The following is a 24,633-nucleotide window of genomic DNA, read 5'->3' on the forward strand; positions in this document are numbered from 1 at the left end:
GGGGTGGAGGAGGGCTATAAGGAGTGGGGGTGGGGACTGCTTGCCTGGAGGCGCGGGGCGGGCCCGTCCCGCGCCTCCAGACCGAAGGTGGCCGGGTCAGGCGTGGTCGTGCGCGGCCAGGAAGGCCGCGACGACCCGGCGGAACTCCGCCGGCTGCTCCAGGTGCGAGCAGTGGCTCGCACCGGGGAAGACGTGCTGCTGGACGTCTGCGATCCGCTCGATGAACGGCGCCCACGTGGCGGGCGTGGCCTCGTCGTGCTCGCCGGCGACGACGAGCGTCGGCACGGCGACGCGGTCGAGCCGGTCGACGATGGTCCAGTCACGCATCGTGCCGATGACGTGGAACTCGTTCGGGCCGTTCATCGTGTGGTAGACCGTCGGCTCGCGCTCCATCTGCTCCTCGGAGTCGACGAAGTCCTGCGGCATCGGGACCACGCGGCAGACGTGCCGCTCGTAGAAGACCTGCGTCGCCGCCAGGTACTCGGAGTCGTCGACGGTACCGGCCGTCTCGTGCCGGGTCAGGGCGTCCTGCACGTCGGCGGGCAGCTGCGCGCGGAGCTCGGCGGCGCCGTCGACCCAGAGCTGCATCGACGCGGGGGAGTTGCAGATCGCCAGCGACCGGAGCCCCGCGGGCTGCTGCACCGCGATCTCGGCGCCGAGCATGCCGCCCCACGACTGCCCGAGCACGTGGTGGTCGCCGAGCCCGAGGTGCTCGACCAGGGCGGCGTACTCGTCGACGAACAGCTGCGGCTGCCAGGTGTCGACCGGCGCGTCCGGGCGGTGGCTGCTCCGGCCGCAGCCGAACTGGTCGTGGTGGACAACGGTCCGGCCGGTCTCGTCGGCCAGGGCCGCGAGGTTCCGGAGGTAGTCGTGGGCCATGCCGGGCCCGCCGTGCAGGACGACGAGGGGCAGCGCGCCCGCGACCGGGGTGTCGGGCGTGGTGACCCGGTACCAGGTCTCGCCGTCGCGGAACGGCATCGTGGATTCGGTGATGCTGGACATGGGGGTCAGCATGGAGCGGAAAAAGGTCCCACGCAATACCTTTTCTGCTGCCTTAACGTGGTCGTAACACCGCGAAGGGGGTCCGTGTGTCCGATCGTGCGACCGAGACGCGCGTCGACGAGGTCGAGGACCGCCTCGTGACCGCCGTCGCCGTGGGTGAGTACCTGCCCGGCGCGAACCTGCCGCCGGAACGCGAACTGGCCGGCCTGCTCGGCGTCGCCCGGGTCACCGTGCGCGGTGCGATCGCCCGGCTCGTCGAACGGGGGCTGCTCGAGACCCGTCGAGGCCGGGGCGGCGGCACGTTCGTCCGCACGGAGTGGCCGGACAACTCTTCGGACGCCGTCGGGCGGGTGCTGCTCGCCCGGTGGGAGGCGATCCAGGACACCGCCGACGCCATCGCGCTGCTGCACGGGGCGCTCGCGACGGCCGCCGCGGAACGGGTGACCCCGGACGACGCAGCCCTGATCCGTGCACGGCTCGAGGTGTTCCGCGACGCCACCTCGGGACTCGAGAAGCAGCAGGCCGACGCCGTGCTGCACCGGACGATCATCGACGCCGCGCGGAACGACGCCCTGCGGACGGCGCTCGCCGGGTTGGAGGCGCAGATCTCCATCGCCGCTCCGGCGCACCTGTGGGGCACGGCCGAGGGCATGGCGGAGATGGAGACCCGCGCGCTCCACGAGCACGAACTGCTGGTGGACGCGGTGTGTTCGGGGCGGGCGCCCGAGGCGGGCGTGATCGCCCGGCAGCACGTCGGGATCGACGTCGAACTGCTCGAACGGGCCGTACGGCGGACGGGGCAGGTGCCCCGCCACTGAGAGGACGGTCTGTCGGTCGGTGTGTTGGTCGGTCGGTGCGGCGGTCGGTCGTCAGTGCACGGCGGGAGCCGGCACCGGGTAGACGTCGTCCGGCATCGGCCACGGCGCCCACTTCGGCCGCGGCGCGTACACCAGGTACGGCTGCGGCGTCGGGTAGCTGACGAGCTCGAGCGTCGACCCCCACGGCGTGCGCGTGTAGACGAACCGGTTGCCGGCCCCCGCCTCGTCACCACGCAGGTCGCGCGGGTCGGAGTTCCGGGTGCCGCCGGCCGCCTCGACCCGGGCGAGCGTCTCGTCCAGGTCGTCGGCGTACATCGCCAGGTGCTGCCATCCCAGGTCGGACGGGTGTGCGGCGTTCCGCTGCTCGGGCCCCAGGTACTCGAACAGCTCGAGCCCCGGCCCCTCCGGCAGCGCGAGCATCCGCATGGCCCCCTGCGCCATGGTGCTCGGGATGCCGAGGTAGCCGTGCGCCTCGGAACTGCTGTTCGGCGTCTCGTCACGACGCCGCATGTCGTACAGGACGACGGCGTCGAACGCCGCCTCGAAGAACTGCGTGGCTGCGTCGATGTCCGGCACCGTGACGCCCACGTGGTCGATCCTGATTCCCCTGCTCATGGTCGATTCGTACCACCGGCGGTCCCCGCGGCTCGGGTCGGGGCGGGGTCCGTGCGGGGTAGGCGCCCATCGATGCGGCAAGCCGCACCGCGGCTCCGCGCGCGGCACCGGGAGCGGTCGGCGCCGGTCTCGACCACCGTCCCGGAACGGTCGTTCCAGGACGGGGTGCGGGACACACGACCGTTACACGAGGGAAACGGCGGGGGCGAAGTCGCTCCGTAGCTTCGTGCTCAAGCACGCACCGCCCCGCTTCCCACTCCCTCGGAGGACGCCATGGCTACCGACATCGCGACACCAGTCGCCGCGCCCCACGCCCCCACCACGACCGCCGCTCCCGCCCCAGCGGGTGCCGGTGTCGTCAAGCCCGGGTACGACCCGGCGCTCACGAACGAGGACCTCGCCCCGCTGCGCGAGCAGCGCTGGACGAGCTACAACTTCTTCGCCTTCTGGATGTCCGACGTGCACTCGGTCGGCGGCTACGTCACCGCCGGGTCGCTCTTCGCCCTCGGCATCGCGAGCTGGCAGGTGCTCATCGCCCTGGTGGTCGGCATCCTCATCGTGCAGGTCTTCGCCAACCTGGTCGCGAAGCCGTCGCAGCGCACCGGTGTGCCGTACCCGGTGATCAACCGCGCGGTGTTCGGCGTGCTCGGCGCGAACGTCCCCGCCATCATCCGCGGCCTCATCGCGATGGCCTGGTACGGCGTGCAGACCTTCCTCGCCGCCCAGTCGCTGAACATCATCTTCCTCAAGTTCATCCCGGCGTCGGCGGGGCTGCTCGACCACTCGTTCCTCGGGCTGTCGGCCCTGGGCTGGATCTCGTACGCGATCCTCTGGGTGGCGCAGGGCGCGCTGTTCTGGATGGGCATGGAAGCCATCAAGCGGTTCATCGACTGGGCCGGACCGGCGGTCTACGTGGTGATGATCGTGCTCGCGGTCTACCTGGTCAGCCAGGCGGGCATCGGCAACATCTCGTTCACCCTGTCGGCCGGCGAGCCGCTGTCGTTCGGGGCGTCGATCCCGGTGATGCTGTCCGCGGTCGCCCTGGTGGTCAGCTACTTCTCCGGCCCGATGCTGAACTTCGGGGACTTCTCGCGCTACGGCCGGTCGTTCCGTGCGGTCAAGCGCGGCAACTTCTGGGGTCTGCCGATCAACTTCCTGTTCTTCTCGGTCCTGACGGTCCTCTGCGCCAGTGCGACGGTGCCGGTGTTCGGCAAGCTCATCACCGACCCGATCGAGACCGTGCAGGCCATCGGAGCACCCTTCGCGATCCTGCTCGGCGGCCTGACCTTCGTCACGGCGACCGTCGGCATCAACATCGTGGCGAACTTCATCAGCCCCGCGTTCGACTTCTCGAACGTGGCGCCCCGGAAGATCTCGTGGCGGGCCGGTGGGATGATCGCCGCGGTCGGCTCCGTGCTCCTCACCCCGTGGAACTGGTACGGCAACGACCAGGCGATCCTGTACACGCTCGGGGTGCTCGGTGCGCTGATCGGCCCGCTGTTCGGCATCCTCATCGCGGGCTACTACATCGTCGGCAAGCAGCGCATCGCGATCGACGACATGTACTCCACGAGCCGCACCGCCCGGTACTGGTACCGCGGCGGGTTCAACCCGAACGCCATCTGGACCCTCGCGGTCACCGGCGCGATCTCGGTGGCGAGCGCGGTCCTGCCCCCGGCACTCGGCGTGCTGCCGTGGCTGTCGAGCTACAGCTGGTTCATCGGGTGCGGCCTGGGCCTCGTCGTCTTCTGGGCGCTCGAGCGTGTCCGGCCGAGCATGCCCGTGCTCGACGCGGACGACCCCTCGGTCGACGACGGCGCGGCCGTCGGTCGCGCCTGACCGCCGGCGTCGCGGCCCGTCCTCCACAGGGCGGGTCGCGGCGCTCGGTCGTCCACAGATCCAGACCACGGCCGGGAGGCCCGCCCCGCCTCCGCCACGATGGTCACCACCCAGCACCACCGGTTCCACCGCTCCACTCGCTCCACCGGAAGGACCCCGATGCGCATCCGCGTCGTCAACCCCAACACCACCGCGTCGATGACGCGGGCGATCGGCGTCGCGGCCCAGGCCGCCGCCGCTCCCGGCACGCTGGTCGAAGCGGTCGAACCCTCGATGGGGCCGGCCTCGATCGAGAGCCACTACGAAGAGGCCCTGGCCGTGCCCGGGCTGCTCGAGCAGATCGCCCGCGGCGAGCAGGACGGGGTGGACGCGTTCGTCGTCGCCTGCTTCGGGGACCCGGGGCTCGACGCCGCGCGGGAGCTCGCGACGGTGCCGGTGATCGGGATCGCGGAGGCCGGGTTCCACGCCGCCGCGATGCTCGGCCGCCGGTTCGGCGTCGTCACCACCCTGGCGCGGACGACCGGCCGCGCCCACGAGCTCGCCCAGCGCTACGGCTTCGCCCCGCTCGTCACGGAGATCCGGGCGTGCGAGGTCCCGGTGCTCGAGCTGGACGACCCCGAGTCCGGTGCACGGGCGCTCGTGATCGAGGAGTGCCGAGCGGTCATCGACGGGGGAGCCGATGCCGTCGTGCTCGGGTGCGCGGGCATGGCCGACTTCTGCGCCGAGGTCTCGCTGGCCATCGGGGCACCGGTCGTCGACGGCGTCGCGGCGGCCACGGTCCTGGCGGAGTCGCTCGTCCGGCTCGGGTTGTCCACGGGCAAGCGCGGCGAGTACGCCCTGCCGCCGGTGAAGGCCATGTCGGGGCTGCTGGCGGGCTTCGAACGCCATCCGGCGGCGGTCGCGACGGCCGGGGCGGGCGCGTGACGGGCCTCCCGGCGGGCGACACGGCAGACCTGGTCGTCCGCGCGCAGCGAGCCTGGGTCGACGGGGCGTTCCGTCCTGCCGCGGTCGTCGTCCACGACGGCCGGGTCACCGGCGTCCTGCCCGTCGACACGGTCGTCGACGCCGTGCAGGACCACACCGTGCCGGCCGGGCAGGTGCTGCTCCCCGGACTCGTCGACACCCACGTGCACGTCAACGAGCCCGGTCGCACCGAGTGGGAGGGCTTCGCGTCCGCGACCCGGGCCGCTGCGATGGGCGGCGTCACGACCATCGTGGACATGCCGCTCAACTCGATCCCCGCGACCACCACGGTCGAGGCGCTCGCCGTCAAGCGTGCGAGTGCCGAGGGCCGGGTGGCGGTCGACGTCGGGTTCTGGGGTGGCGCGGTTCCCGCGAGTCTCGGGTCGCTCGACGCCCTGCACGACGCCGGCGTCTTCGGGTTCAAGTGCTTCACGGCGCCGAGCGGTGTCGACGAGTTCCCGCACCTCGATCCCGAGCAGCTCCGCGCCGCGATCGCCGAGGTCGCCCGGATCGACGCCCTGCTGATCGTGCACGCCGAGGACCCGGAACACCTCGTGCCGCACCGGGCGCTCGGCGGCCGGTACGCCGACTTCCTGGCCACCCGGCCCGTCGCCGCCGAACGGTCCGCGATCGCGCAGGTCATCGACGGCGCCCGGGCGACCGGTGCGCGGGTGCACGTGCTGCACCTGTCCGACGCGGGCGCGCTGCCGATGCTCCGCGCGGCGAAGGACGACGGCGTCCGGATCACGGTCGAGACGTGCCCGCACTACCTGTCGTTCGAGGCGGGCACGATCCCGGACGGCGCGACCGCCTACAAGTGCTGCCCACCGATCCGCGACGACGCCAACCGCGACGCGCTGTGGGCCGGCGTGCTCGACGGCACGATCGACCTCGTCGTGTCGGACCACTCGCCCTCCACCGCCGACCTGAAGACCGACGACTGGGGTCTGGCCTGGGGCGGGGTCGCCGGCCTGCAGGTCGGGTTCCGGGCGGTGTGGACCGAGGCCGAGCGTCGCGGGATCCCGCTCGAGGCGCTGCTCCCGCTGTTCACGACCGGTCCGGCCGCCCTGGTCGGGCTGCGCGACCGCGCGGTGATCGCTCCCGGTGCCCTGGCGCACTTCGCCGTGTTCGACCCGTCCGCCGAGTCCGTCGTCGACGTCGCCGGGCTCGAGCACCGCAACCCGGTGTCCGCGTTCGACGGGCTCCGCGTGCGCGGCAGCGTCACCGAGACCTGGCTCCGCGGCCGTCGCATCGCCACGGCGGACGGCGGCGTGGTCGGCGTCGAGGGGCAGCTGGCCGGACGGCCCGTGCTCGCGGCGGAAACACCCCTGTAACGATCGTTCCGGTATCTTCGGATCAGGAACGGAAGGAACCACCATGCTCCCAGTGAACCCACCCGCCCGTCTCCTCATGGGGCCCGGCCCGATCGACGCCGACCCGCGCGTGCTCCGTGCCCTGTCGACGCCGCTCGTCGGCCAGTACGACCCCTGGATGACCTCGACGATGAACGAGACGCAGGCGCTCTACCGCCGCGTGTTCGGTACCGGCAACGACGCGACGCTGCTCGTGGACGGCACCTCCCGTGCGGGGATCGAAGCGGTGCTGGTGTCACTGCTCGCCCCGGGGGACCGCGTGCTCGTGCCGGTGTTCGGCCGGTTCGGGCACCTGCTCGCCGAGATCGCCGGCCGTGCCGGGGCCGAGGTCCACACCATCGAGACCGACTGGGGTCAGGTCTTCACGCCGTCCGCGATCGAGTCGGCCATCGCCCGCGTCCGGCCGAAGGTGCTGGCGGTCGTGCAGGGCGACACCTCGACCACGATGAACCAGCCGCTCGACGAACTCGGTGCGATCTGCGAGCGGTACGGCGTGCTGCTCTACACCGACGCCACGGCGACGGTGGGCGGCAACCCGCTCGAGGTCGACGCCTGGGGGATCGACGCCGTGAGCGCCGGGCTGCAGAAGTGCCTCGGCGGCCCGTCCGGCAGCGCACCCGTCACGCTGTCGCCCAAGGCCGTGGCCGTGCTCGACGAGCGGCGGAGCGTCGAGGCCGGCATCCGCGAACCCGGTGACGACGTCGCCGACGAACCGATCCGCTCGAACTACCTCGACCTCGCGATGATCCTCGACTACTGGGGCCCCCGCCGCCTGAACCACCACACCGAGGCCGCTTCGATGCTCTACGCCGCCCACGAGTGCGCCCGCATCCTGCTCGAGGAAGGCCGCGACGCCGTCGTCGCCCGCCACGAGACCGCCGGGCGCGCGATGCTCGCCGGGGTGCAGGCCCTCGGGCTCCCGGTCTTCGGCGACGTCGCCCACAAGATGCACAACGTCGTCGCCGTCGAGATCCCGTCCGACGTCGTCGGCGACCAGGTCCGCGGCGCGATGCTCGACGACCACGGGATCGAGATCGGCACCTCGTTCGGACCGCTGCACGGACGGGTCTGGCGCATCGGCACGATGGGCTACAACGCCCGGAAGGACACCGTGGTCACGACCCTGGCCGCGCTCGAGCACACCCTGCGTCGGGCCGGGCACGCGGTCCCGCACGGCGGCGGTGTCGATGCCGCCCTCGACGTCTTCCGCGACGACCCCGCCGCGGTCGCTCCCGCCGGGGCCGAGGTGCTCGCGTGAGCGCCGTGCCCGTCCTGAACGCCACCGCCGTGGGCACCGCCGACGCCGAACTCGTCGCCCGCTGGTGCGACGAGCTCGCCGCCCTCAGCGCCGAACCGAGCCGGATCACCCGCGTCTACCTGTCGCCCGAGCACGCCCGGGCGAACGCCCTCGTCGCGGGCTGGATGCAGGACGCCGGACTGTCCACCTGGCAGGACGCCGCCGGCAACCTGCGCGGCCGGGCCGCGGGTGCGACGCCCGACGCCCCCGTGCTGCTGCTCGGCTCGCACCTGGACACCGTGGTGGACGCCGGACGGTACGACGGCGTCGTCGGGGTGCTCATGGCGATCCGCACGGTCGCCCGGCTCACCGCCGACGGTCCGCTGCCCGTCGCGCTCGAGGTCATCGCGTTCTCCGACGAAGAGGGCACGCGCTTCGGCAAGGCCCTGCTCGGGTCGTCCGCGGTGGCCGGGGTCTGGGACGACGCCTGGTGGGACCTGACCGACGGTGACGGCGTCACGCTCCGACAGGCCTTCACCGACTTCGGCCTCGACCCGGAGCGCGTCGGCGACGCCGCGGTCGACCCGGCGTCGGTGGTCGGCTACCTCGAGGCGCACATCGAGCAGGGGCCGTACCTCGAACAGGCCGGGCAGGCCCTCGGGGTCGTCACGAGCATCGCGAGTGCCCGCCGGTTCTCGGTCGAGGCCGTGGGAGAGGCCCGGCACGCCGGCGGCACCCCCTACGAGCGCCGGCACGACGCGCTGCTCGCCGCCGCCGAGGCCGCGCTCGCGGTGGAACGGATCTGCCGGGCATCGCACCAGGTCGGCACCGTCGGCACGATGACCGTCGAACCCGGAGCCGTCAACGTCGTCCCCGGGCTCGCACGGTTCTCCGTCGACCTGCGCGGCGAGTTCGACGACGAGCGCGACGAGGTCTGGGACGAACTCACCAAGGCCTTCACGCTCATCGGTGAACGGCGCGGGGTGAGTGTCACCCCGACCGAGGTGCACCGTGCGCCCGCGGTGTTCTGCTCGCCCCGCCTGATGGACGCCGTCCACGCCGGGATCGTGTCGACGGGCGAGACCGCGCCGATGGAGCTGTTCTCACGAGCCGGCCACGACGCGATGTCGCTCGGACTCGTGACCGACGTCGCGATGCTGTTCCTCCGCAACCCCGACGGCATCAGTCACCACCCCGACGAGTTCGTGTCGACGCCGGACATCGCCCTCGGCCTCGACGCCCTGGCCGTCGCCGTCGACCGGGTGGCCCGCGCATGAGCACCGCAGGCCCCGACGTCCGCGCCCGGATCGACTCCGTGTGGGAGCAGCTCTCGCCCGCCGAACGTCGGGTCGCCGCGATGGTCCGCCACGACCCGGAACTCCTGCTCGTCGGCACCTCCGCCGAACTCGCGGCCGAGTCCGGCACCTCGAAGGCCACGGTCTCGCGACTCGTGCGGTCGCTGGGGTTCCAGGATGCCGCCGAGGTCCGGCAGAACCTGATGTCCGCCCGGGGTTCGGGCCTGCCGTGGGTCGCCGAGGACGCCGCCCACGTCGACCAGCGCGCGGTCGAGGCGCGCAACCTCGACGCGGCCTTCGCGTCCCTCGGCCGAGCGGATCGCCCGCGCCTGGCCCGTCGGATCGTCCGTGCCCGCCGCGTGCTCGTCCTCGGTGAACGCGGCGCGTACCCGATCGCGCTGCAACTGCGGTCCCAGCTGGCGCAGGTGCGGTCCGACGTCCGGGTCGGTCCGTCGCCCGGGCAGCGGCTCGGCGAAGAGGTCGCCGACCTCGACCGGCACGACCTCGTGGTCCTGGTGACCGTTCGTCGGCACACCGCCGGGGTCGAACGGATCGTCCGGCACTGCGTCGACTCCGGGGCGGACGTCATCGTCCTCGGCGACCCGACGGCCGCGGTCATCGCCGCTCCCGCCGCCACCGCGATCCTCTGCCCGGTCGACTCGCCGTCGGCGTTCGACTCGATGGCCGCGCTGTTCGCCGTCGTCGCCGCGATCACGAACGACGTCTACGACGCCTCGGGTCCCGGTGGCCGGGTGCGGGTCGACGCCGTCGCCACCGCCTACGACGCGTTGGGGGAGCTCGCTGCGCCCTGATCGCCGTCCGATCCGGCGCGCAGCTCGGCACGCAGTTCGGCGGCGAGCGAGGCGTTGCGGTCGGCGATGAGCCGCGGCATGTACCGGGCCAGCGCGAGCACCTCGGCCAGGCGGCCCAGCGGGCCGAGCGGTGCGCGGAACGTGATGGTGTCGACCATGCGCGTGCCGCCGGCCGACGGCTCGAAGCGGTGCTCGTGGTGGAACCGGGCGAACGGCCCACGCACTTGTTCGTCGACGAAGCGGTGGGGCGCCTCCAGGGCGGTGATCCTGCTCGTCATCCGCCAGACGATCCCGAAGTGCCGCGCACGCCAGGTGACGGACTCGCCCAGGCCGATCGTGCCGGCCGTAGTGCCGGCAACGGCGCGTTCGTCGGTCGCGGCCATCGATCGCTCGTGCGCGCCGATGTCGAGCGAGAGCGCGAAGGCGCGCTCCGGCGGAACCGGCAGCTCCGTCACGACCTGGAACGAGACGGTCACGACGTCGGCCAGACCGTCGGGGTGGACCGATCGTCGTCGTGCAACGCGGCGGCGAGCAACTGGTCGTGCCGGCTGCCGCGGTGCAGCACGCTCGACCGCGTACGTCCTTCGAACCGAAGCCCGAGCCGCTGTGCGACCGCGGCCGACGCGGTGTTCGTGGCGATCGCGCGCCACTGTACCCGGACGAGACCGAGTCCCTCGGGCGGACCGGCGAAGGCCCACTGCAGCACGCGCTCGGCGGCCTCGGTCATGATGCCGGAGCCGCGACCGTCCGGGTGCATGGCGTAGCCGATCTCGGCGGCCCCGTCGGCGAAGGCGAACAGCCCGACCGTGCCGAGCAGCCGGAGGTCGTCCGCGCGCCGGATACCGAACTCGTACCGGCTGTCCGCCGCCCAGCCGGCCGCGACGACGTCAGTGATCCAGTACCGTGCCTCGGCGTGCCCGTACGGCACCGGCACCGGGGTGGAAGCGATGACGTCGGGGTCGTTGGCGTAGGCCACCACGTCGTCGGCGTCGCCGAGGTCGGGGGCCGAGAGCACCAGTCGCTCGGTGCGGAGGGTGACGGGCTGCACGGTTGGAGCCTAGCCATGACGGCGTGGGCGGTAGCGTCGGGGGATGACGTTCGACGCGCTCCCGTTCCCGGTCATCGACGGCCACAACGACCTGCCGTGGGAGCGTCGTGACAGCCACGACTCCGGTGTCGAGGGCATCGACACCGAGACCGACTCGCTGCACACCGACATCCCGAAGCTCCGTGCCGGCGGAGTCGTCGGGCAGTTCTGGTCGGTGTTCGTGCCCGCGGACGACCCGGACCCCGTGACGACGACGCTGCAGCAGGTCGACCTCGCGCACCGGATCATCGAGCGCTACCCCGACGACCTCGCGCTCGCCCGCACCGCCGCCGAGGTCCGTGCCGCCGTCGATTCCGGCCGGATCGCGTCGCTGCTCGGCGCCGAGGGCGGGCACTCGATCGGTGACGACCTCGCGGTCCTCCGGACCCTGGCGCGGCTCGGCGTCCGCTACATGACGCTCACCCACAACGACGACACCCCCTGGGCCGACTCCGCGACCGGGGAGCGGGCGCACGGCGGCCTGACCGACCGCGGGCGGCAGATCGTCGCCGAGATGGAGCGGATCGGCATGCTCGTCGACCTGTCCCACACCGCCCCGGAAACCATGCGGGACACCCTCGACGTGGCGACCCGGCCCGTCGTGTTCAGCCACTCGTCGACCGTCGCGATCGACGACCACCCGCGGAACGTGCCCGACGACGTGCTCGCCCGGTTGGCCGACAACGGTGGCGTCGTGATGATCACCTTCGTGCCGAAGTTCGTGTCGCGGGCGTGGGCGGACTGGGAGGAGTCGGGCATGTCCGGCGAACCGCCCCTGGTCACGGTGTCGGACGTCGCCGACCACGTCGAGCACGCCCGCGACGTCGCCGGTGTGGCGCACCTGGGCCTCGGCGGCGACTACGACGGCACCCCGGTGCTGCCGCCGGACCTGCGGGACGTGTCGCGGTACCCGGTGCTCGCGGCGGAGCTCGTCCGACGCGGCTGGGGCGAGCCGGACCTGCGGGCGCTGGCCGGCGGCAACGTGCTGCGGGTGCTCGAGGCGACCGACGAGCGGTTCGCCCGGACGGCGTTCGTGCGCTGACGCGGTGTGTTTCGCTTCGCGAAAGCGACTCTCCTCGGCGCTGGTCGTGCTCACTCCCGCGAAAGCGACAGAACACGGTGAACCTTCCGCGGGCATCTGTCGCTCTCGCGGTGGGACGAGACGGGGCGCAGCGGCATGGCCCGAGGAAGCGGCAATTGGTCCACAGCGTGTGGACCAATTGCCGGGCGCGCACGCGCCGTCACGGACAGGACCGCCTGGGGTCCGGTCGCTAGGATCGGGCGCACACCGCGCCTCCAGGAAGAGCGATGCGCGACCTGAGCTGCGAAGGACGGACCGGATGAGCGGCACCATCTACGAGAACATCTCCCAGGCGTTCGGCAACACCCCCCTCGTCAAGCTGAACCGGCTGCCGAAGGCGGGCGGGGCCGAGGTGCTCGCCAAGCTCGAGTTCTACAACCCGGGCGCCAGCGTCAAGGACCGTCTGGGCGTCGCGATCATCGACGCCGCCGAGGCCTCCGGTGCGCTGCAGGCCGGTGGCACCATCGTCGAGGGCTCGTCCGGCAACACCGGCATCGCCCTCGCGCTGGTCGGTGCCGCCCGTGGCTACCGGGTCGTCATCACGATGCCCGAGACCATGAGTGTCGAGCGCCGTGCGGTCATCCGCGCGTACGGGGCCGAGATCGTCCTGACCCCCGGGCCCGAGGGCATGAAGGGCGCGGTCGCCAAGGCCGAGTCGATCGTCGCGGAGACCCCCGGCGCGATCCTCGCCCACCAGTTCGAGACGGCTGCGAACGCCGAGATCCACCGGAAGACCACGGCGGAGGAGATCCTCCGCGACACCGAGGAGCACGTCGACGTGTTCGTCGCCGGTGTCGGCACCGGCGGCACGATCACCGGTGTCGGGCAGGTGCTCAAGGAGCGCGTGCCCGGCGTGCAGATCGTCGCCGTCGAGCCGAAGGACTCGCCCCTGCTCACCGAGGGCAAGGCCGGTCCCCACAAGATCCAGGGCATCGGCGCGAACTTCGTGCCCGAGGTCCTCGACCAGAGCGTCATCGACGAGGTGTTCGACGTCGAGCTCGACGACGCGCTGCGGGTCGCCCGTGCCCTGGCGACGCAGGAGGGCATCCTGTCGGGCATCTCGTCCGGCGCGATCATCCACGCGGCCCTCGAGATCGCCGCACGCCCCGAGAACGCCGGCAAGCGGATCGTCGCCATCGTGTGCGACACCGGAGAGCGCTACCTGTCGACGGTGCTCTTCGAGGGGCTCACTGCGTGAATCGTCCTCTTCGACGAGGCGTGCTGCGGACCATCCGGGAGGACCTGTCCGCAGCACGCCGCGGTGACCCCGCTGCCCGCGGCGACCTGGAGAACGCGATCGTCTACTCCGGGTTGCACGCCATCTGGACGTACCGGGTGACCCACCGTCTCTGGAACGCGCAGGGGCTGCCCGGATCCCGGTTCGCGGCTCGCCTGCTCGGGCAGGTCGCACGGTCGGTCACCGGCATCGAGATCCACCCCGGCGCGCGCATCGGCCGTCGGTTCTTCATCGACCACGGCATGGGCGTCGTGATCGGCGAGACCTCGGTCATCGGTGACGACGTGCTCGTGTTCCACGGCGTCACCCTGGGCGGACGCGGGGGCGACCACGGCCCGGGGGCCCGACGGCACCCGGTGGTGGGGGACCGCGTGGTGCTCGGCGCCGGGTCGTCGTTGATCGGGGCGATCACGATCGGTCCGGACTCCGTCGTCGGTGCCAACACGGTGGTCACGAAGGACGTGCCGGCGGGGTCGGTCGTCACGGGTGTCGCCGGGACTCCGCGTCCCCGGTCCGGGCACGAGGGCGTCCCGACGCTCTGAGCGCGTCGCGCCGCCCCGGGCACGCAAAACACCGGTGTTCGCGCATCGCACCGCGGTGTGCGGGTGTTCAGCACGCGAACACCGGTGTCGTGCCGGTGCCACCGAGCGAGTGGGAGCGTCAGCTCTTCTCGCAGGCGATGCCGTCCTTGTCGCGGTCGAGCTTGGTGTTCGCCTTGTACAGGGCGTCGTCCTTCTTCACCGTGCCCTTGAGCGCACGGTAGGTGGTCTTGCCGCCGGAGACGACCTTGTTCTTCGTGACGGACTTCTTGGCGATGCCGCCGGAGTAGACCTTGTGCACCGCGGTGCAGTTGGCGTAGGACTTCGGCGCGGCCTGCGCGGTCGAGGTCCCGCCGACGACGACGGTGGTCGCGAGGACGGCGGTGGCGGCGGCGATGCCGAGGGTACGGATGATGCGCACGGGTTCCCCCTGGAACTGGTGGTGATCGCGCGAGCGACCGCCGCGTCGGGTGCGCGGCGTGGTGATCCTACGACGTGATCGACACTCATGACCTGCCCCCGAACGGGGTGCGCTGTCGGCGGCCTGCGGCATCCTGGTCACATGGACGGCGAGCAGCTGCACGACATCGCGAGTCGCACGGCACTGGGGCTGCCGGCGGCCGTCGAGACCCAGCCGTTCGGCGAGGGCTCCGTGGTCTACAAGGTCGTCGGCAAGATGTTCGTGATGGTGACCGAGGTGCGTGGGACCCCGATCGTGAACCTCAAGTGCGCGCCACCGCACGGGGCAGCGCTCGTGCGCGACAACGACGAGATCACGCCCGGGTGGCACATGAACAAGCGGCACTGGATCACGCTGACGCCGGGCAATGGCATCGACGAGACCCTGGTCGAGGACCTCGTGGCGAACGCCTACGACCTGGTCGTGGCCGGGCTGCCCGTGGCGAAGCGTCCGATCGACCCCTCGCGCGGCGTGCTGCCGAGCTGATCGGGCCCGACTGGCTCGACCGGCTCAGGCCCGCGCCGCGACCTTCGACAGGTCGTGGACGACCTTCGGCGCCAGCCGTTCCCCCGACTCGAGCACGGCCCGTGCTCGATCGGGCGCCAGGTCGCCGAAGATCTCGCCGATGGTCACCCCGTGTTCCGGCCGGTGGATCACCTCGACGGGGTCACCCGCGGCGAGCGAACCGGACTTGACGACGCGGAAGTACGCCCCGGGCCGACCCTCGTCGGCGAACCGCTTCACCCACCCGTCGATCCCCATGCGCCGGGCGAAGGTGCCGCAGGGTGTGCGCGGGACCGTCACCTCGAGCACGAGGGTGTCGCCGATCCGCCAGCGTTCCCCGGTCACGGCCCCGGTGACGTCGATGCCGCTGGTGCGGAGGTTCTCGCCGAACAGGCCGGGCGGGACCTCGCGTTCGAGCAGGTCGGCGAAGTACGCGGCGTCCTCGTCGGCGTAGGCGTACACGGCCTGGTCCACACCGCCGTGGTACTTGCGGTTCGCCTGCACGTCGGCGCGCAGGCCGAGCGGCCGGACCCGGACGCTGCCGGTGACCGGACGCTTGTCGATGGCGGTGACGCCGATGATGCCGGAGTCCGGCAGCAGGCGGTCGACGCGGCAGACGGCGGTGACGAGCGACATGGGATCAACTCTGGTGCACACACGCCCGCGCACCAAGCCGTGCCCGGCCGGATCGGGATGAATGACCCAAGCGGTCGCCGGAGCGCCGGTCCTACGGTGAAGGGGCTTCGGTCTCCCGCCGAACGGGAGGCAGCGGCCAGTCCGCGTCACATGTGGAGCAGAAACTCACGGAGGTTCACGATGGCGTTCGTCACCACGAGCGATGGTGCAGAGATCTTCTACAAGGACTGGGGGCCGCGCGATGCGCAGCCGATCGTCTTCCACCACGGATGGCCCCTGTCGTCGGACGACTGGGACGCGCAGATGCTGTTCTTCCTGGGCAAGGGCTACCGGGTGATCGCGCACGACCGCCGCGGGCACGGGCGTTCGTCGCAGATCGGCACCGGTCACGACATGGACCACTACGCGAGCGACACGGATGCGGTCGTGCAGCACCTCGACCTGCAGAACGCGGTCCACATCGGGCACTCCACCGGTGGTGGCCAGGTCGCACGGTACGTCGCGCAGTACGGCGAGCCCCAGGGCCGGGTCGCCAAGGCCATCCTGGTCTCGTCGGTGCCCCCGATCATGCTGCAGAGCGACACCAACCCGGAGGGCACGCCGATCTCGGTGCTCGACGGGTTCCGGAGCGCCCTCGCCGCGAACCGCGCCGAGTTCTTCCAGGCCGTCGCCGAGGGCCCGTTCTACGGGTTCAACCGTCCCGGCGTGGAGGTCTCCGCCCCGGTGGTCGCGAACTGGTGGCGCCAGGGCATGACGGGCAGCGCCCTGGCCCACTACGAGGGCATCAAGGCGTTCTCGGAGACGGACCAGACCGAGGACCTCAAGGCGATCTCCGTCCCGGTCCTCGTCACGCAGGGCGACGACGACCAGGTCGTGCCGTACAAGGCGGCCTCGCTCAAGCAGGCCGAGCTGCTCAGCAACGCCACGCTCAAGATCTACGAGGGGTACCCGCACGGGATGCTGACGACCCACGCGGACGTCATCAACCCCGACCTGCTCGCCTTCATCCAGCAGTAGGGCGAGCCGACCGGCAGGAGGACGAGCCGACACGCAGGAGGGCGAGCCGACACGCACGACGTCGGGGGCGCGCACCGGAACCGTCCGGTGTGCGCCCTTCGGTGTGTGACGAACGCGGTGCGGGATGCGTCCCACCAGTACCCGTCCGACGACGGTGGACGGACGCACCCAGCCGTTCACCATCCACCACCAGTAGAAGGAACGCGTGCACCACCAGTCCCTCGCCGAGCTCGACGACGCGGTCCTCGCCGGCCGGTCGTCCGACGGTGACGTCCGGGCCTTCGAGGTCCTGATCCGTCGCCACACCCCGCTGCTCCGCGCCTACGCCCGTCGGACCCTCGGTTCCACCGACGAACTCGACGACGTCGTGCAGGAGACCTTCATCACCGCGTGGGACCGCCTCGACTCCCTCGAGGACCTCGCGCGCGTGAAGTCGTGGTTGATGCGCATCCTGAGCCGGAAGTGCCTCGACCGGATCCGCGCGCGGCGCGTCCACGACGACGTCACCGAGCTCGAGGTCGCCGCGCCGGCCGACGACGCACCCGACCGGGTCGCCGAGGCGCGCTCGCGCGAGGACGCGGTCGAACGTGCGCTGGCCGAACTGCCCGAAGCCCAACGACGGTGCTGGATCATGAAGGAGGTGCTCGAGTACCGGTACGACGAGATCGCCGCCGAACTCGACCTGCCACCCTCGACGGTCCGGGGACTGCTGTCCCGAGCGAGGAAGAACATGATCCGACTCATGGAGGGATGGCGATGACCGACCACGACGGCATCCGGCCGGACCTGCCCGACAGCCCGGAAGCACTCGACGCCCTCGAACGCGGTGACCTCGACGGCCACTCGATCGACGAACTCGCCGACTACCTCGACGCCGGCATGCAGCCGGCGGACCCGAGCATCGACGACTCGCCCGCCTGCCAGAACGCCCTGGCCGCGATCATCCGCGTCCGCCACGCGTCGCTCCGCTCGCTCGAGGCGGCCGCCCGCGACGAGGCCCCGGCCGACGAGTCCTGGATCAGCGGCGTCCTGGCGAACATCTCGATCGAGTCCCGCTCCGGTCGCGACGTCCCGCTCCGCCCCCTGTCCGAGACCGAGCGCCCGGTGATGACCGAGGGCGCCATCCGGTCCCTCATCCGCCGCACCGGCGACGAGGTCCCGGGCGTGCTCGTGGCCCGCTGCCACCTCGACGGCGACGTCACCGAACTCGCGTCCCCGATCCGGGTGGTCGTCGAGATCGCGATCGCGTCCGGTCCGTCGATCCCGGCGACCGCCGAGCTGGTCCGCGCCGCCGTGGCCGGCGCCCTGGCCGAGCAGACCGACCTGCTCGTCGAGGCGATCGACGTCGTCGTCCGCGACCTGCTGCCGGACCCCGAGCCCGGCACCGACGAGACAGGCACCGACGAGCCCGGCACCGACCCGGAGGAGGCCCGATGAGCACCACCGACGAGACCCTCGCCGCGATCGAGGCCGCCGTCCTCGAGGTCCCCGGCGTCACCGACCTGTACCGCTCCCGCCCGACGGTCGCGAGCGCCGTGCAGGCGGTCCGCAGCATCGCCACGAGCACCGGACCGCTCCGGATCGTCGTCGACGACGACGCCGTGCGCATCGTCATCGGCACCGACGGCTTCCGCCCGGCCCCCGAGGTCGCCCGCGCCGTCCACGACGTCGCCCTGGCGACCGCCGCGGCACACGGCCTGGCGCTCAGCCGCGTCGACGTGCGCGTCGCGCGGGTGGGCTGACCGCGACCACAGACCGGACGGGAGGCCCGTGGCGACGCCGCCACGGGCCTCCCGTCCGCCGTGGGCGCAGCTGATCCCGCCCGGCGCGACCCGACGACGCCTCCGGTGCCGAAGGAGACCCTCGCAGGACCACGTGCAGCGCGCCGGCAGTCCGTAGCGTGCTCGTGAGGGAGCGGCAGCAGTTCCGCACCGATCGTCGTCGCACGGACCGGAGGAACCATGGAGACCGACGCCGCCGTGGTCCCGTCACGTCGCGTCCGCGTGTACGGACGGCCGTTCGACGCGGACTCCTACGCCCTGCGGGACTTCCTGTCGCGCTCCGTGGTGCAGTTCGACTGGTTCCCGGTCGACGTCGGCGGGGTCGGGGGCGCCGTCCGGATCGATCCGTCGCGGCTCCCGCTCGTGGTGTTCCCCGACGGCACGGAACTGGTCGCACCGACCCTGCGCGAGGTCGCCGACCGGCTCGGGTGGATCCACGCTCCGCGCCGCCAGGAGTACGACCTGTCGATCTACGGTGCCGGTCCGGCGGGGCTGTCCGCTGCCGTGTACGCCGCGTCCGAAGGGCTCGACGTCGTCCTGCTCGAGCGGGACGCCGTGGGCGGGCAGGCCGGATCGAGCAGCCTCATCGAGAACTACCTGGGGTTCCCCGAGGGCATCGCCGGGGCGGACCTCGCCGAGCGTGCCCGGGAACAGGCGGTCCGGTTCGGCGCCGAACTCCTGGTGATGCGCGAGGGGGTGCGCGGGGTCTTCCACGACGGCCGCATCCACGCCGACCTCGCCGACGGCGGCCACGTCGTCGCCCGTGCGAACATCTGCGCGACCGGTGTCGAGTGGCGTCGGCTCGGGCTGCAGCGCGAGCAGGAGCTGCTCGGCTGCGGTGTCTACTACGGTGCCGGGACGAGCGAGGCGGACGGCTGCGCCGGCGAGCAGGTCTTCGTGGTCGGCGGGGCGAACTCGGCGGGCCAGGCGGCGATGAACCTGTCCCGGTCCGCGGCGCACGTCACGATGCTCGTGCGGGGAGCGTCGCTGTCGGCCACGATGTCGGAGTACCTGAGCGCCAGGATCGCGGCCGCACCGAACGTGACGGTCCGGACGGGCTGTCGGGTCTCGGCGCTCCACGGAGACACCCGACTCGAGTCGATCGAGGTGACCGACGGCGACGGGGCCACGGTGTCGCTGCCGGCCTCGCGGTTGTTCATCTGCATCGGCGGACGACCGGACACGAGCTGGGCCGAACAGACACCCATGGTCCGTGACCGCCTCGGGTACCTGGTCACCGGCCCGGACCTCGACGCCGTCGACGGCTCGCTCGACCAGTGGCCGCTCGAGCGTCGTCCGTTCTGGCTCGAGACGAACGTGCCGGGGTCCTTCGCCGCCGGGGACGTCCGCGCCGGGTCCGTGAAGCGCGTCGCCGCAGCGGTCGGCGAGGGCGCCATGGCCGTGACCTTCGTCCACCGCCACCTGGCGACGAGCGACTGACCGAGGAGTCCCGTGATGCCCGACGAACCCGACACGACACTGCCGACCGCCGCCGAGTCGATCACGTCCCTGGACCGGCCGACCGCCTTCTTCAACGCGCTGATGACCGAGCACTTCGTCCTCGAGAGCGCGCGGAGCATCACGGTCAGTGAGTCGAGCAGTCGCTCCTCGCTGTACCTCACGACGCTCTCGAGCTCGCTCGTCGCCTTCGGGTTCCTCGCGCACACGCCCTTCGCGCTCGGGTTCCTCGGCGCGATCATCCCGGTGATCGTCCTGCTCGGTGCGTTCACCTACGAACGCCTCGTCGAGACCTCGCTCGAGGACGTCGCCGCGCTCGCCGCGATGCAACGGATCCGTCGCTACTACGGTCGGCTGCTGCCCGAGGCCGACACGTACTTCCCGATGCCCCGCGGGCGACACGCGGCGAACGAGCTGCTCGACATCGGCCGGGCCCCGTCGTGGTACCGGCTGCTGTTCACGATGTCGTCCGCGATCGCGGTGGTGAACTCGATCGTCGCCGGCGCCGGGGTCGCCATCCTGGTCGACCAGCTCGGCGTCGACGACCCGGGTTCGATCGCGTGGGGCGTCGGATCGGCGGTGGTGCTGGCCGTGGCACACCTGTCGTACCAGGTCCGGTCGCACACCACGATGCACGAGGTGATCGCCCGGTCGGAGGCGCTCGACACCGACCGCAGGCTGCCCTGACCGGTCGCGGCCGGTCGCGGCCGGCCGCGACCGGTGTCAGCGTCGATCGGCCAGCTGCTCCGACCAGTCGCGGGGGAGCCGGTCGGCCGGACCCGGGACCGACTGGGCCGTCGGGTGCGCCTGCGGGTCGGCGAGGCGGGGTCCGTCCACGAAGTCCTGCGTGACGAAGTCCCAGAACCACCCCTCGCCGGGCTCGAACGACTGCATGACCTCGTGCCCGGTGACCGCGAAGTGCGCGGTGGCGTGCCGGTTCAGGGAGTCGTCGCAGCAGCCGACGTGCCCGCAGGCGGCGCACCGACGCAGGTGCACCCACCACGAGCCCGTCGCGTCGCACTCCACACACCCCGTGCCGGACGGGGGGACGGACGGGGAGACCATGGTCGCGCGTGCAGTCATGGTCCAACCGTGCGCCGCGCACCCACCGGAGCGCTTGAGTCAAACGGCGCTGGTCCCGCGCGGGCGGACTTCCTACGGTCGAACCGAGGCCGGACGAGGAGTGCGTGGTGCGGGAGACGACGGATGACAGGACCACGTCCTTGACGACCCTCGCCACGTGGGCGCAGCAGGTCGTCGACGATCCTCGGCACCGACGACCGGCCGTCCACGTCCCGGTCGCCGTCGCGGACCTCGGTCGACACGGCACCGTGGGGCTCGGTGCGCTCGCCGGCACCGGCACCGGCACCGGCACCGCCGACGGCCTGGTCGTGTTCGACCGCCGGTGCTTCCGGATGCTGCCGGACGGCGCCGCAGCGGTCGCGGACACGGCCGACCCGGTCGCGTTCGCGGTCGTCTCGACGTTCTCGCCCGACCTGGTGGTGACGGTCGCGTCGGTCGCCTCCGTTGCCGACCTGGAGGCCCGGATCGCCGCCGTCCTGCCGCCGCGCGACTTCGCGGTGGCCGTCTCGGTCGACGGCGTCTTCGACGAGGTCCGGACCGAGGACGGCACGACCGGGACGACGGTGCACCGCGCGGTGGCGGGGCGTCTCGTCGGCTTCCGGACGCCGGGCCCGGGCGGGGTCCGTGCCGACCTGCACCTCGGGTTCCTCGACGCCACCCGCACCCGCGCCGGAGCGCTCGCCGGGTTCGCGGGGTTCTCCGGGCGGATCGAGCTCGGCTTCTCCACCGCGCCGCACCTGGCGGTTCGTGCGCTCGGTGCCGGGTTCGACGACGACCGCGATGTGACCCGATGTGACCCGGAGTGACCCGGTGCGGCCCGGCGCTGCCCGACCGGAGGTCAGCCGGAGCGGTGCTGCCGGAACCGCGCCGCGAGCTCCCGGCGGGACGCCACGCCCCACTTCGTGTAGACGTGGCGGACGTGGCTCGTCACCGTGTGGGTCGAGATGAACAGGTCGGACGCGATCTGCTGCGTCGTCAGGCCGGCGGCGACCCGTTCGACGACCTGGGCCTCGCGAGCGGTGAGCCCCGGGAGTCCCGAGGCGCCCGACGCAGCGGGGTCGGCGGTGGCCGCCCGGACGGTCACGCCGACGCCCCGCAGGTGCCGCCGCGACCGTTCGGCCTCGCGCAGGGCACCCGCACTGTCGAACAGCTCCGTCGCCTCCCGCCACACCTCGACGGCCGCGGGCACGGAGCGCCGCCGCAGGGCGCTCCCGAGGTCTTCGAGCGCCGCGGCCAGCACGAGCCGGCGGTCGACCCGGCGCAGCCGCTCCACCGCCGCGCCGAGGTGCTCCACGGAGTCGTGGACGAGTCCGTGCACGTGCAGCCAGGTCCCGCCGCACAGGTCGTTGTCCGGGTTCGCCGTGGCCCGGAGCCGTGCCACTCGTTCGATCCGCTCGAGCCGGTCCCGTCGGCCCCCACGGATCGCGATGCGCGCGAGGTGGACGTCGTCGGCGAAGTCGGCCGGGCTCGACATCGACGCGATCGGTTCCTCCAGGCTCCGCCACGCCACCTCGCTGCGGTCGACGGCGGCCCGGACATCGCCGTGTGCGTCCGCTTCGAGTGCCAGCAGCCACGAGCCGGAGCGTGCGAAGGCCGGATCGGCGTGCAGGGCCTCGGCGAAGTGCCGCGTCCGGTCGGCCGCTGAGCGGTCGCCCTGCAGCAGCGCCGTGCGGAAGAGGACCGTCCCGGCCGTGAGCGCAGCGAACTGACCGAGCTCCAGGTCCTCGGCCAGGTCGAGGACCGACTCGGCCGACGTCTTGGCGTCCTCCAGGCGGCCCTGGTCGAAGAGCACCCGCGTGCGCAGCATCATCCAGGCGGCGGTCGGGCGGGCCAGGTGGTTGCGACGGGTCTCGATGGCGTTCGCCTCGGCGATGCGTCCGGCTCGGTCGGTGTCGCCGAGTGCACCCGCGAGGAACGCCACCCAGAGTCCCTCGGGCAACCAGGTGCTCGACGAGCCCCCGGTGGCAGCGATCCGGCTCATCGCCGACGTGATCGCCTGCGTCGCGTCCGCGAACCGGCCCTCGTTGAAGGCGAGCACGGACGCGCTGGCCTCGAAGGTGGCGACGGCGACCGGGTCCGCGTCACCGTCGCCCGTCGCCCGGGCCTCCCGCAGCGCGGTCGCGAGGTCCGCGTGCTGCCCCGCCTGGGCGAGGTTCAGCGCGCGGACGGCGAGCAGACGGGACCGCACACCGGCGCTCACGCCGGGCAGGGCCAGTGCGGACTCGACCGTCCGTAGCGCTTCCGGCGTCGAGCCCTCGGTCTGCAGCCGCGCCAGGGTGAGGTGCAGGCGTGCGTCGTCCTCCGGGGCGAGGCGGCCCCGCAGGTCGTCGAGCAGCGCGCGGGCCTCGGCCGTCCGACCGCTGTGCCAGAGCAGCGGCAGGACGTCGACGACGATACCGGGCAACGCCGGGGTGCCGTGCGCGACGTCGGCGGCGCAGAGGGCGAGCGCGCCGGCCTCGGTGGGATCCGTGCTCGCGAGGTCGATCGCCACCGTGCGCAGGACCTCGGCGGCCCGGACGTCCCCGCGCTGCGCCACCGCGGCGATGCGCGCGGCGATCGAGACCGGTGGGACACCCTGCCGCAGGAGTTCGTCCACCGCTTGCCGGAGCAGGTCGTCGCGGACGGCCGCGGGGATCATCGACTCCGCCGCCTCGCGGAGGACGTCGTGGCGGAACGACAGGTCCGTCCCGTCGTCGACGAGCACCCCCGCCTCGATCGCCTCCTGCAGCCCGGGGAGCAGTCGCTGCACCGGCTGGTCGAGCATCGCCGACAACGACCGCACCGAGAACGAGCGTCCCAGGGTCGCTCCGACCTGCACGAGCTGCTGCGTGGGCTTCGACAGGCGTCGGAGGCCCTCGCGGATCGACGCACCGAACCTCGCCGGCAGCGCGGCGCCCGGCATCGTGGCGACACCGTCCGCGATCGCCAGCAGGCCCTCGTCGACGAGCCCGCGGACGAGTTCGGCGACGAGGATCGGGATGTGCTCCGTCCGGCGCGCCGCACGGAGGACCGAGCCGTCCGGCGTCGCGCCGATCAGGTCGGCGATCATCGCGGCCGTGGCCTGTTCGTCCAGCGGGTCGAGGTCGACGAGCCGTCCCGTCGCGGCGAGCTCGTCGACGGTCGCCGTGACCGGCGGGTCCTGGTGTTCGGTCCGGACCGCGACGACCCAGAGCACGGGGACGTCGGCGAGCCGGCGCGACAGCGATCGGAGCACCGCCAGGGTCGTCGTGTCGCACCACTGCAGGTCCTCGACGACGACCACGACGCCGTTCGACGCCGCGGCCCGCTCCAGGTCGTCCTGGAGCTGCTGGAGGAGCCAGTACCGCGCCTCCGGGTCCAGCGTCACCGCGCTGAGCCGGACGCGGTCGGAGATCGGCCGGGTCCCGGCGCCGAGCGCGTCCATGATCGGTGCGAGCGGGATCAGACGTGCGTCGCGGTCCGTGCGACCGACGGCCACGCGGAGGCCGGCCGTGGTCGCCTGGTCGACGACGTCCTCGAGCAGACGCGACTTGCCGACGCCCGCAGCGCCGCGGACGACGAGCACGTCACCCGCGCCCCGTGCCAGACCGGCCAGGGCATCGGCAACGACTGCCTGCTCGACGCTCCGGCCACGGATGGGCAGCCCGCTCCGTGGCACGGCGGACACCGGCACGGAGACCTCGTCTCCGCGGGGGAGCAACTCCTCGTCCGTCAACACGGCGGCCACCAGTCCTCGTCGGTGGCTGGAGTCTACGAACGGACCGCGGGCTCGCGACGGGCCCTGCCGTTACCCCGGCGACGGGTTCCGGTGACGTTC

General features: G+C 72.5%; 26 protein-coding genes. 18 read left to right on the forward strand and 8 right to left on the reverse strand.

Going from position 1 to position 24,633, the window contains the following annotated elements:
* Positions 1-96 precede the first annotated feature (96 nt).
* Complete coding sequence (locus tag DEJ12_RS05515; protein WP_258370554.1) at positions 97-1,002, reverse strand: proline iminopeptidase-family hydrolase; 906 nt, start codon at positions 1,000-1,002, stop codon at positions 97-99.
* A gap of 86 nt (positions 1,003-1,088) precedes the next feature.
* Here DEJ12_RS05515 and DEJ12_RS05520 point away from each other — a divergent pair, with 86 nt between their 5' ends.
* A complete protein-coding gene (locus DEJ12_RS05520) occupies positions 1,089-1,820 on the forward strand; it encodes a FadR/GntR family transcriptional regulator (RefSeq protein ID WP_111022162.1) in 732 nt (243 codons plus the stop codon).
* A 51-nt stretch (positions 1,821-1,871) separates the two neighbouring features.
* Here DEJ12_RS05520 and DEJ12_RS05525 read toward each other — a convergent pair whose 3' ends face one another.
* On the reverse strand, positions 1,872-2,435 hold the full coding sequence (locus DEJ12_RS05525) for a VOC family protein (RefSeq protein ID WP_035808811.1): 564 nt from the start codon (positions 2,433-2,435) through the stop codon (positions 1,872-1,874).
* 273 nt (positions 2,436-2,708) lie between these two features.
* Here DEJ12_RS05525 and DEJ12_RS05530 point away from each other — a divergent pair, with 273 nt between their 5' ends.
* The 6 genes from DEJ12_RS05530 (at position 2,709) to DEJ12_RS05555 (ending at position 9,954) form a co-directional block, all read left to right on the forward strand.
* Positions 2,709-4,274, forward strand: coding sequence for an NCS1 family nucleobase:cation symporter-1 (locus DEJ12_RS05530; protein ID WP_111029311.1), 1,566 nt, complete (start codon positions 2,709-2,711; stop codon positions 4,272-4,274).
* 159 nt (positions 4,275-4,433) lie between these two features.
* Positions 4,434-5,198 (forward strand): aspartate/glutamate racemase family protein, encoded by a 765-nt coding sequence (locus DEJ12_RS05535; protein ID WP_111029312.1) that lies wholly within the window; start codon positions 4,434-4,436, stop codon positions 5,196-5,198.
* A complete protein-coding gene (allB, locus tag DEJ12_RS05540; protein WP_220034798.1) occupies positions 5,195-6,571 on the forward strand; it encodes an allantoinase AllB in 1,377 nt (458 codons plus the stop codon). The genes DEJ12_RS05535 and allB overlap by 4 nt, the downstream gene beginning before the upstream one ends.
* Positions 6,572-6,614: 43 nt before the next feature.
* Entirely contained in the window at positions 6,615-7,868 is a 1,254-nt protein-coding gene (locus tag DEJ12_RS05545; RefSeq protein WP_111029313.1) for an alanine--glyoxylate aminotransferase family protein, read from the forward strand.
* Positions 7,865-9,124 carry an allantoate amidohydrolase gene (locus DEJ12_RS05550; protein ID WP_111029314.1) on the forward strand — a complete coding sequence of 420 codons (1,260 nt, stop codon included), beginning with the start codon at positions 7,865-7,867 and terminating at the stop codon, positions 9,122-9,124. Before DEJ12_RS05545 ends, DEJ12_RS05550 begins: the two co-directional genes overlap by 4 nt.
* On the forward strand, positions 9,121-9,954 hold the full coding sequence (locus DEJ12_RS05555; RefSeq protein WP_111029315.1) for a MurR/RpiR family transcriptional regulator: 834 nt from the start codon (positions 9,121-9,123) through the stop codon (positions 9,952-9,954). Before DEJ12_RS05550 ends, DEJ12_RS05555 begins: the two co-directional genes overlap by 4 nt.
* Here the strand turns inward: DEJ12_RS05555 and DEJ12_RS05560 are convergent.
* Complete coding sequence (locus DEJ12_RS05560; RefSeq protein ID WP_111029316.1) at positions 9,921-10,430, reverse strand: SRPBCC family protein; 510 nt, start codon at positions 10,428-10,430, stop codon at positions 9,921-9,923. The genes DEJ12_RS05555 and DEJ12_RS05560 overlap by 34 nt on opposite strands.
* Positions 10,427-11,002, reverse strand: coding sequence for a GNAT family N-acetyltransferase (locus DEJ12_RS05565; RefSeq protein ID WP_111029317.1), 576 nt, complete (start codon positions 11,000-11,002; stop codon positions 10,427-10,429). Before DEJ12_RS05565 ends, DEJ12_RS05560 begins: the two co-directional genes overlap by 4 nt.
* Before the next feature lie 43 nt (positions 11,003-11,045).
* Here DEJ12_RS05565 and DEJ12_RS05570 point away from each other — a divergent pair, with 43 nt between their 5' ends.
* From DEJ12_RS05570 to epsC, 3 genes are all read left to right on the forward strand, one after another.
* On the forward strand, positions 11,046-12,083 hold the full coding sequence (locus DEJ12_RS05570) for a dipeptidase (protein ID WP_111029318.1): 1,038 nt from the start codon (positions 11,046-11,048) through the stop codon (positions 12,081-12,083).
* Between the two features lie 298 nt (positions 12,084-12,381).
* The gene (cysK, locus tag DEJ12_RS05575) at positions 12,382-13,320 is read left to right on the forward strand and encodes a cysteine synthase A (protein WP_027466262.1); all 939 of its coding nucleotides are present in this window, start codon (positions 12,382-12,384) and stop codon (positions 13,318-13,320) included.
* A gap of 20 nt (positions 13,321-13,340) precedes the next feature.
* Positions 13,341-13,901, forward strand: a complete 561-nt coding sequence (epsC, locus tag DEJ12_RS05580) for a serine O-acetyltransferase EpsC (protein WP_110863472.1) — start codon at positions 13,341-13,343, stop codon at positions 13,899-13,901.
* Positions 13,902-14,019: 118 nt separating this feature from the next.
* Here epsC and DEJ12_RS05585 read toward each other — a convergent pair whose 3' ends face one another.
* Positions 14,020-14,319: an excalibur calcium-binding domain-containing protein gene (locus DEJ12_RS05585; protein WP_209049853.1), complete on the reverse strand. Its 300-nt coding sequence runs from the start codon at positions 14,317-14,319 to the stop codon at positions 14,020-14,022.
* Between the two features lie 141 nt (positions 14,320-14,460).
* On the opposite strand from DEJ12_RS05585, the gene DEJ12_RS05590 reads away from it, so the two are divergent.
* Positions 14,461-14,844 (forward strand): MmcQ/YjbR family DNA-binding protein, encoded by a 384-nt coding sequence (locus DEJ12_RS05590; protein WP_111029320.1) that lies wholly within the window; start codon positions 14,461-14,463, stop codon positions 14,842-14,844.
* Between the two features lie 24 nt (positions 14,845-14,868).
* On the opposite strand, the gene DEJ12_RS05595 is transcribed toward DEJ12_RS05590, so the two are convergent.
* Positions 14,869-15,498 (reverse strand): MOSC domain-containing protein, encoded by a 630-nt coding sequence (locus DEJ12_RS05595; protein ID WP_111029321.1) that lies wholly within the window; start codon positions 15,496-15,498, stop codon positions 14,869-14,871.
* A 180-nt stretch (positions 15,499-15,678) separates the two neighbouring features.
* Here DEJ12_RS05595 and DEJ12_RS05600 point away from each other — a divergent pair, with 180 nt between their 5' ends.
* From DEJ12_RS05600 to DEJ12_RS05625, 6 genes are all read left to right on the forward strand, one after another.
* Positions 15,679-16,515, forward strand: a complete 837-nt coding sequence (locus DEJ12_RS05600; RefSeq protein ID WP_111029322.1) for an alpha/beta fold hydrolase — start codon at positions 15,679-15,681, stop codon at positions 16,513-16,515.
* A 205-nt stretch (positions 16,516-16,720) separates the two neighbouring features.
* Positions 16,721-17,275, forward strand: coding sequence for an RNA polymerase sigma factor (locus tag DEJ12_RS05605; protein ID WP_027466268.1), 555 nt, complete (start codon positions 16,721-16,723; stop codon positions 17,273-17,275).
* Positions 17,272-17,952: a hypothetical protein gene (locus DEJ12_RS05610; protein ID WP_128780933.1), complete on the forward strand. Its 681-nt coding sequence runs from the start codon at positions 17,272-17,274 to the stop codon at positions 17,950-17,952. The genes DEJ12_RS05605 and DEJ12_RS05610 overlap by 4 nt, the downstream gene beginning before the upstream one ends.
* The gene (locus tag DEJ12_RS05615; RefSeq protein WP_111029324.1) at positions 17,949-18,257 is read left to right on the forward strand and encodes a hypothetical protein; all 309 of its coding nucleotides are present in this window, start codon (positions 17,949-17,951) and stop codon (positions 18,255-18,257) included. Before DEJ12_RS05610 ends, DEJ12_RS05615 begins: the two co-directional genes overlap by 4 nt.
* Positions 18,258-18,476: 219 nt before the next feature.
* On the forward strand, positions 18,477-19,736 hold the full coding sequence (locus DEJ12_RS05620; protein ID WP_111029325.1) for an NAD(P)/FAD-dependent oxidoreductase: 1,260 nt from the start codon (positions 18,477-18,479) through the stop codon (positions 19,734-19,736).
* Positions 19,737-19,751: 15 nt separating this feature from the next.
* Positions 19,752-20,441, forward strand: a complete 690-nt coding sequence (locus DEJ12_RS05625; protein ID WP_110863464.1) for a hypothetical protein — start codon at positions 19,752-19,754, stop codon at positions 20,439-20,441.
* A 36-nt stretch (positions 20,442-20,477) separates the two neighbouring features.
* On the opposite strand, the gene DEJ12_RS05630 is transcribed toward DEJ12_RS05625, so the two are convergent.
* Entirely contained in the window at positions 20,478-20,837 is a 360-nt protein-coding gene (locus DEJ12_RS05630) for a UBP-type zinc finger domain-containing protein (RefSeq protein WP_111029326.1), read from the reverse strand.
* A 140-nt stretch (positions 20,838-20,977) separates the two neighbouring features.
* Between DEJ12_RS05630 and DEJ12_RS05635 the strand changes: the two genes are divergently transcribed.
* Positions 20,978-21,643: an acetolactate decarboxylase gene (locus DEJ12_RS05635; RefSeq protein ID WP_181433086.1), complete on the forward strand. Its 666-nt coding sequence runs from the start codon at positions 20,978-20,980 to the stop codon at positions 21,641-21,643.
* A gap of 32 nt (positions 21,644-21,675) precedes the next feature.
* Here DEJ12_RS05635 and DEJ12_RS05640 read toward each other — a convergent pair whose 3' ends face one another.
* Positions 21,676-24,543 carry an AAA family ATPase gene (locus DEJ12_RS05640; protein WP_111029328.1) on the reverse strand — a complete coding sequence of 956 codons (2,868 nt, stop codon included), beginning with the start codon at positions 24,541-24,543 and terminating at the stop codon, positions 21,676-21,678.
* Positions 24,544-24,633 lie beyond the last annotated feature (90 nt).

Origin of the sequence: Curtobacterium sp. MCLR17_059 (assembly GCF_003234665.1) — a bacterium.
Classification (GTDB): Bacteria; Actinomycetota; Actinomycetes; order Actinomycetales; family Microbacteriaceae; genus Curtobacterium; species Curtobacterium flaccumfaciens.

Excerpts from the sequence above, each read along its gene's own strand:
- DEJ12_RS05515 (WP_258370554.1), bottom strand. The coding sequence starts at position 1,002 with ATGTCCAGCATCACCGAATCCACGATGCCGTTCCGCGACGGCGAGACC.
- DEJ12_RS05525 (WP_035808811.1), bottom strand. The coding sequence starts at position 2,435 with ATGAGCAGGGGAATCAGGATCGACCACGTGGGCGTCACGGTGCCGGAC.
- DEJ12_RS05530 (WP_111029311.1), top strand. The coding sequence starts at position 2,709 with ATGGCTACCGACATCGCGACACCAGTCGCCGCGCCCCACGCCCCCACC.
- DEJ12_RS05535 (WP_111029312.1), top strand. The coding sequence starts at position 4,434 with ATGCGCATCCGCGTCGTCAACCCCAACACCACCGCGTCGATGACGCGG.
- DEJ12_RS05545 (WP_111029313.1), top strand. The coding sequence starts at position 6,615 with ATGCTCCCAGTGAACCCACCCGCCCGTCTCCTCATGGGGCCCGGCCCG.
- DEJ12_RS05555 (WP_111029315.1), top strand. The coding sequence starts at position 9,121 with ATGAGCACCGCAGGCCCCGACGTCCGCGCCCGGATCGACTCCGTGTGG.
- DEJ12_RS05570 (WP_111029318.1), top strand. The coding sequence starts at position 11,046 with ATGACGTTCGACGCGCTCCCGTTCCCGGTCATCGACGGCCACAACGAC.
- cysK (WP_027466262.1), top strand. The coding sequence starts at position 12,382 with ATGAGCGGCACCATCTACGAGAACATCTCCCAGGCGTTCGGCAACACC.
- DEJ12_RS05590 (WP_111029320.1), top strand. The coding sequence starts at position 14,461 with ATGGACGGCGAGCAGCTGCACGACATCGCGAGTCGCACGGCACTGGGG.
- DEJ12_RS05595 (WP_111029321.1), bottom strand. The coding sequence starts at position 15,498 with ATGTCGCTCGTCACCGCCGTCTGCCGCGTCGACCGCCTGCTGCCGGAC.
- DEJ12_RS05600 (WP_111029322.1), top strand. The coding sequence starts at position 15,679 with ATGGCGTTCGTCACCACGAGCGATGGTGCAGAGATCTTCTACAAGGAC.
- DEJ12_RS05610 (WP_128780933.1), top strand. The coding sequence starts at position 17,272 with ATGACCGACCACGACGGCATCCGGCCGGACCTGCCCGACAGCCCGGAA.
- DEJ12_RS05615 (WP_111029324.1), top strand. The coding sequence starts at position 17,949 with ATGAGCACCACCGACGAGACCCTCGCCGCGATCGAGGCCGCCGTCCTC.
- DEJ12_RS05620 (WP_111029325.1), top strand. The coding sequence starts at position 18,477 with ATGGAGACCGACGCCGCCGTGGTCCCGTCACGTCGCGTCCGCGTGTAC.
- DEJ12_RS05625 (WP_110863464.1), top strand. The coding sequence starts at position 19,752 with ATGCCCGACGAACCCGACACGACACTGCCGACCGCCGCCGAGTCGATC.
- DEJ12_RS05630 (WP_111029326.1), bottom strand. The coding sequence starts at position 20,837 with ATGACTGCACGCGCGACCATGGTCTCCCCGTCCGTCCCCCCGTCCGGC.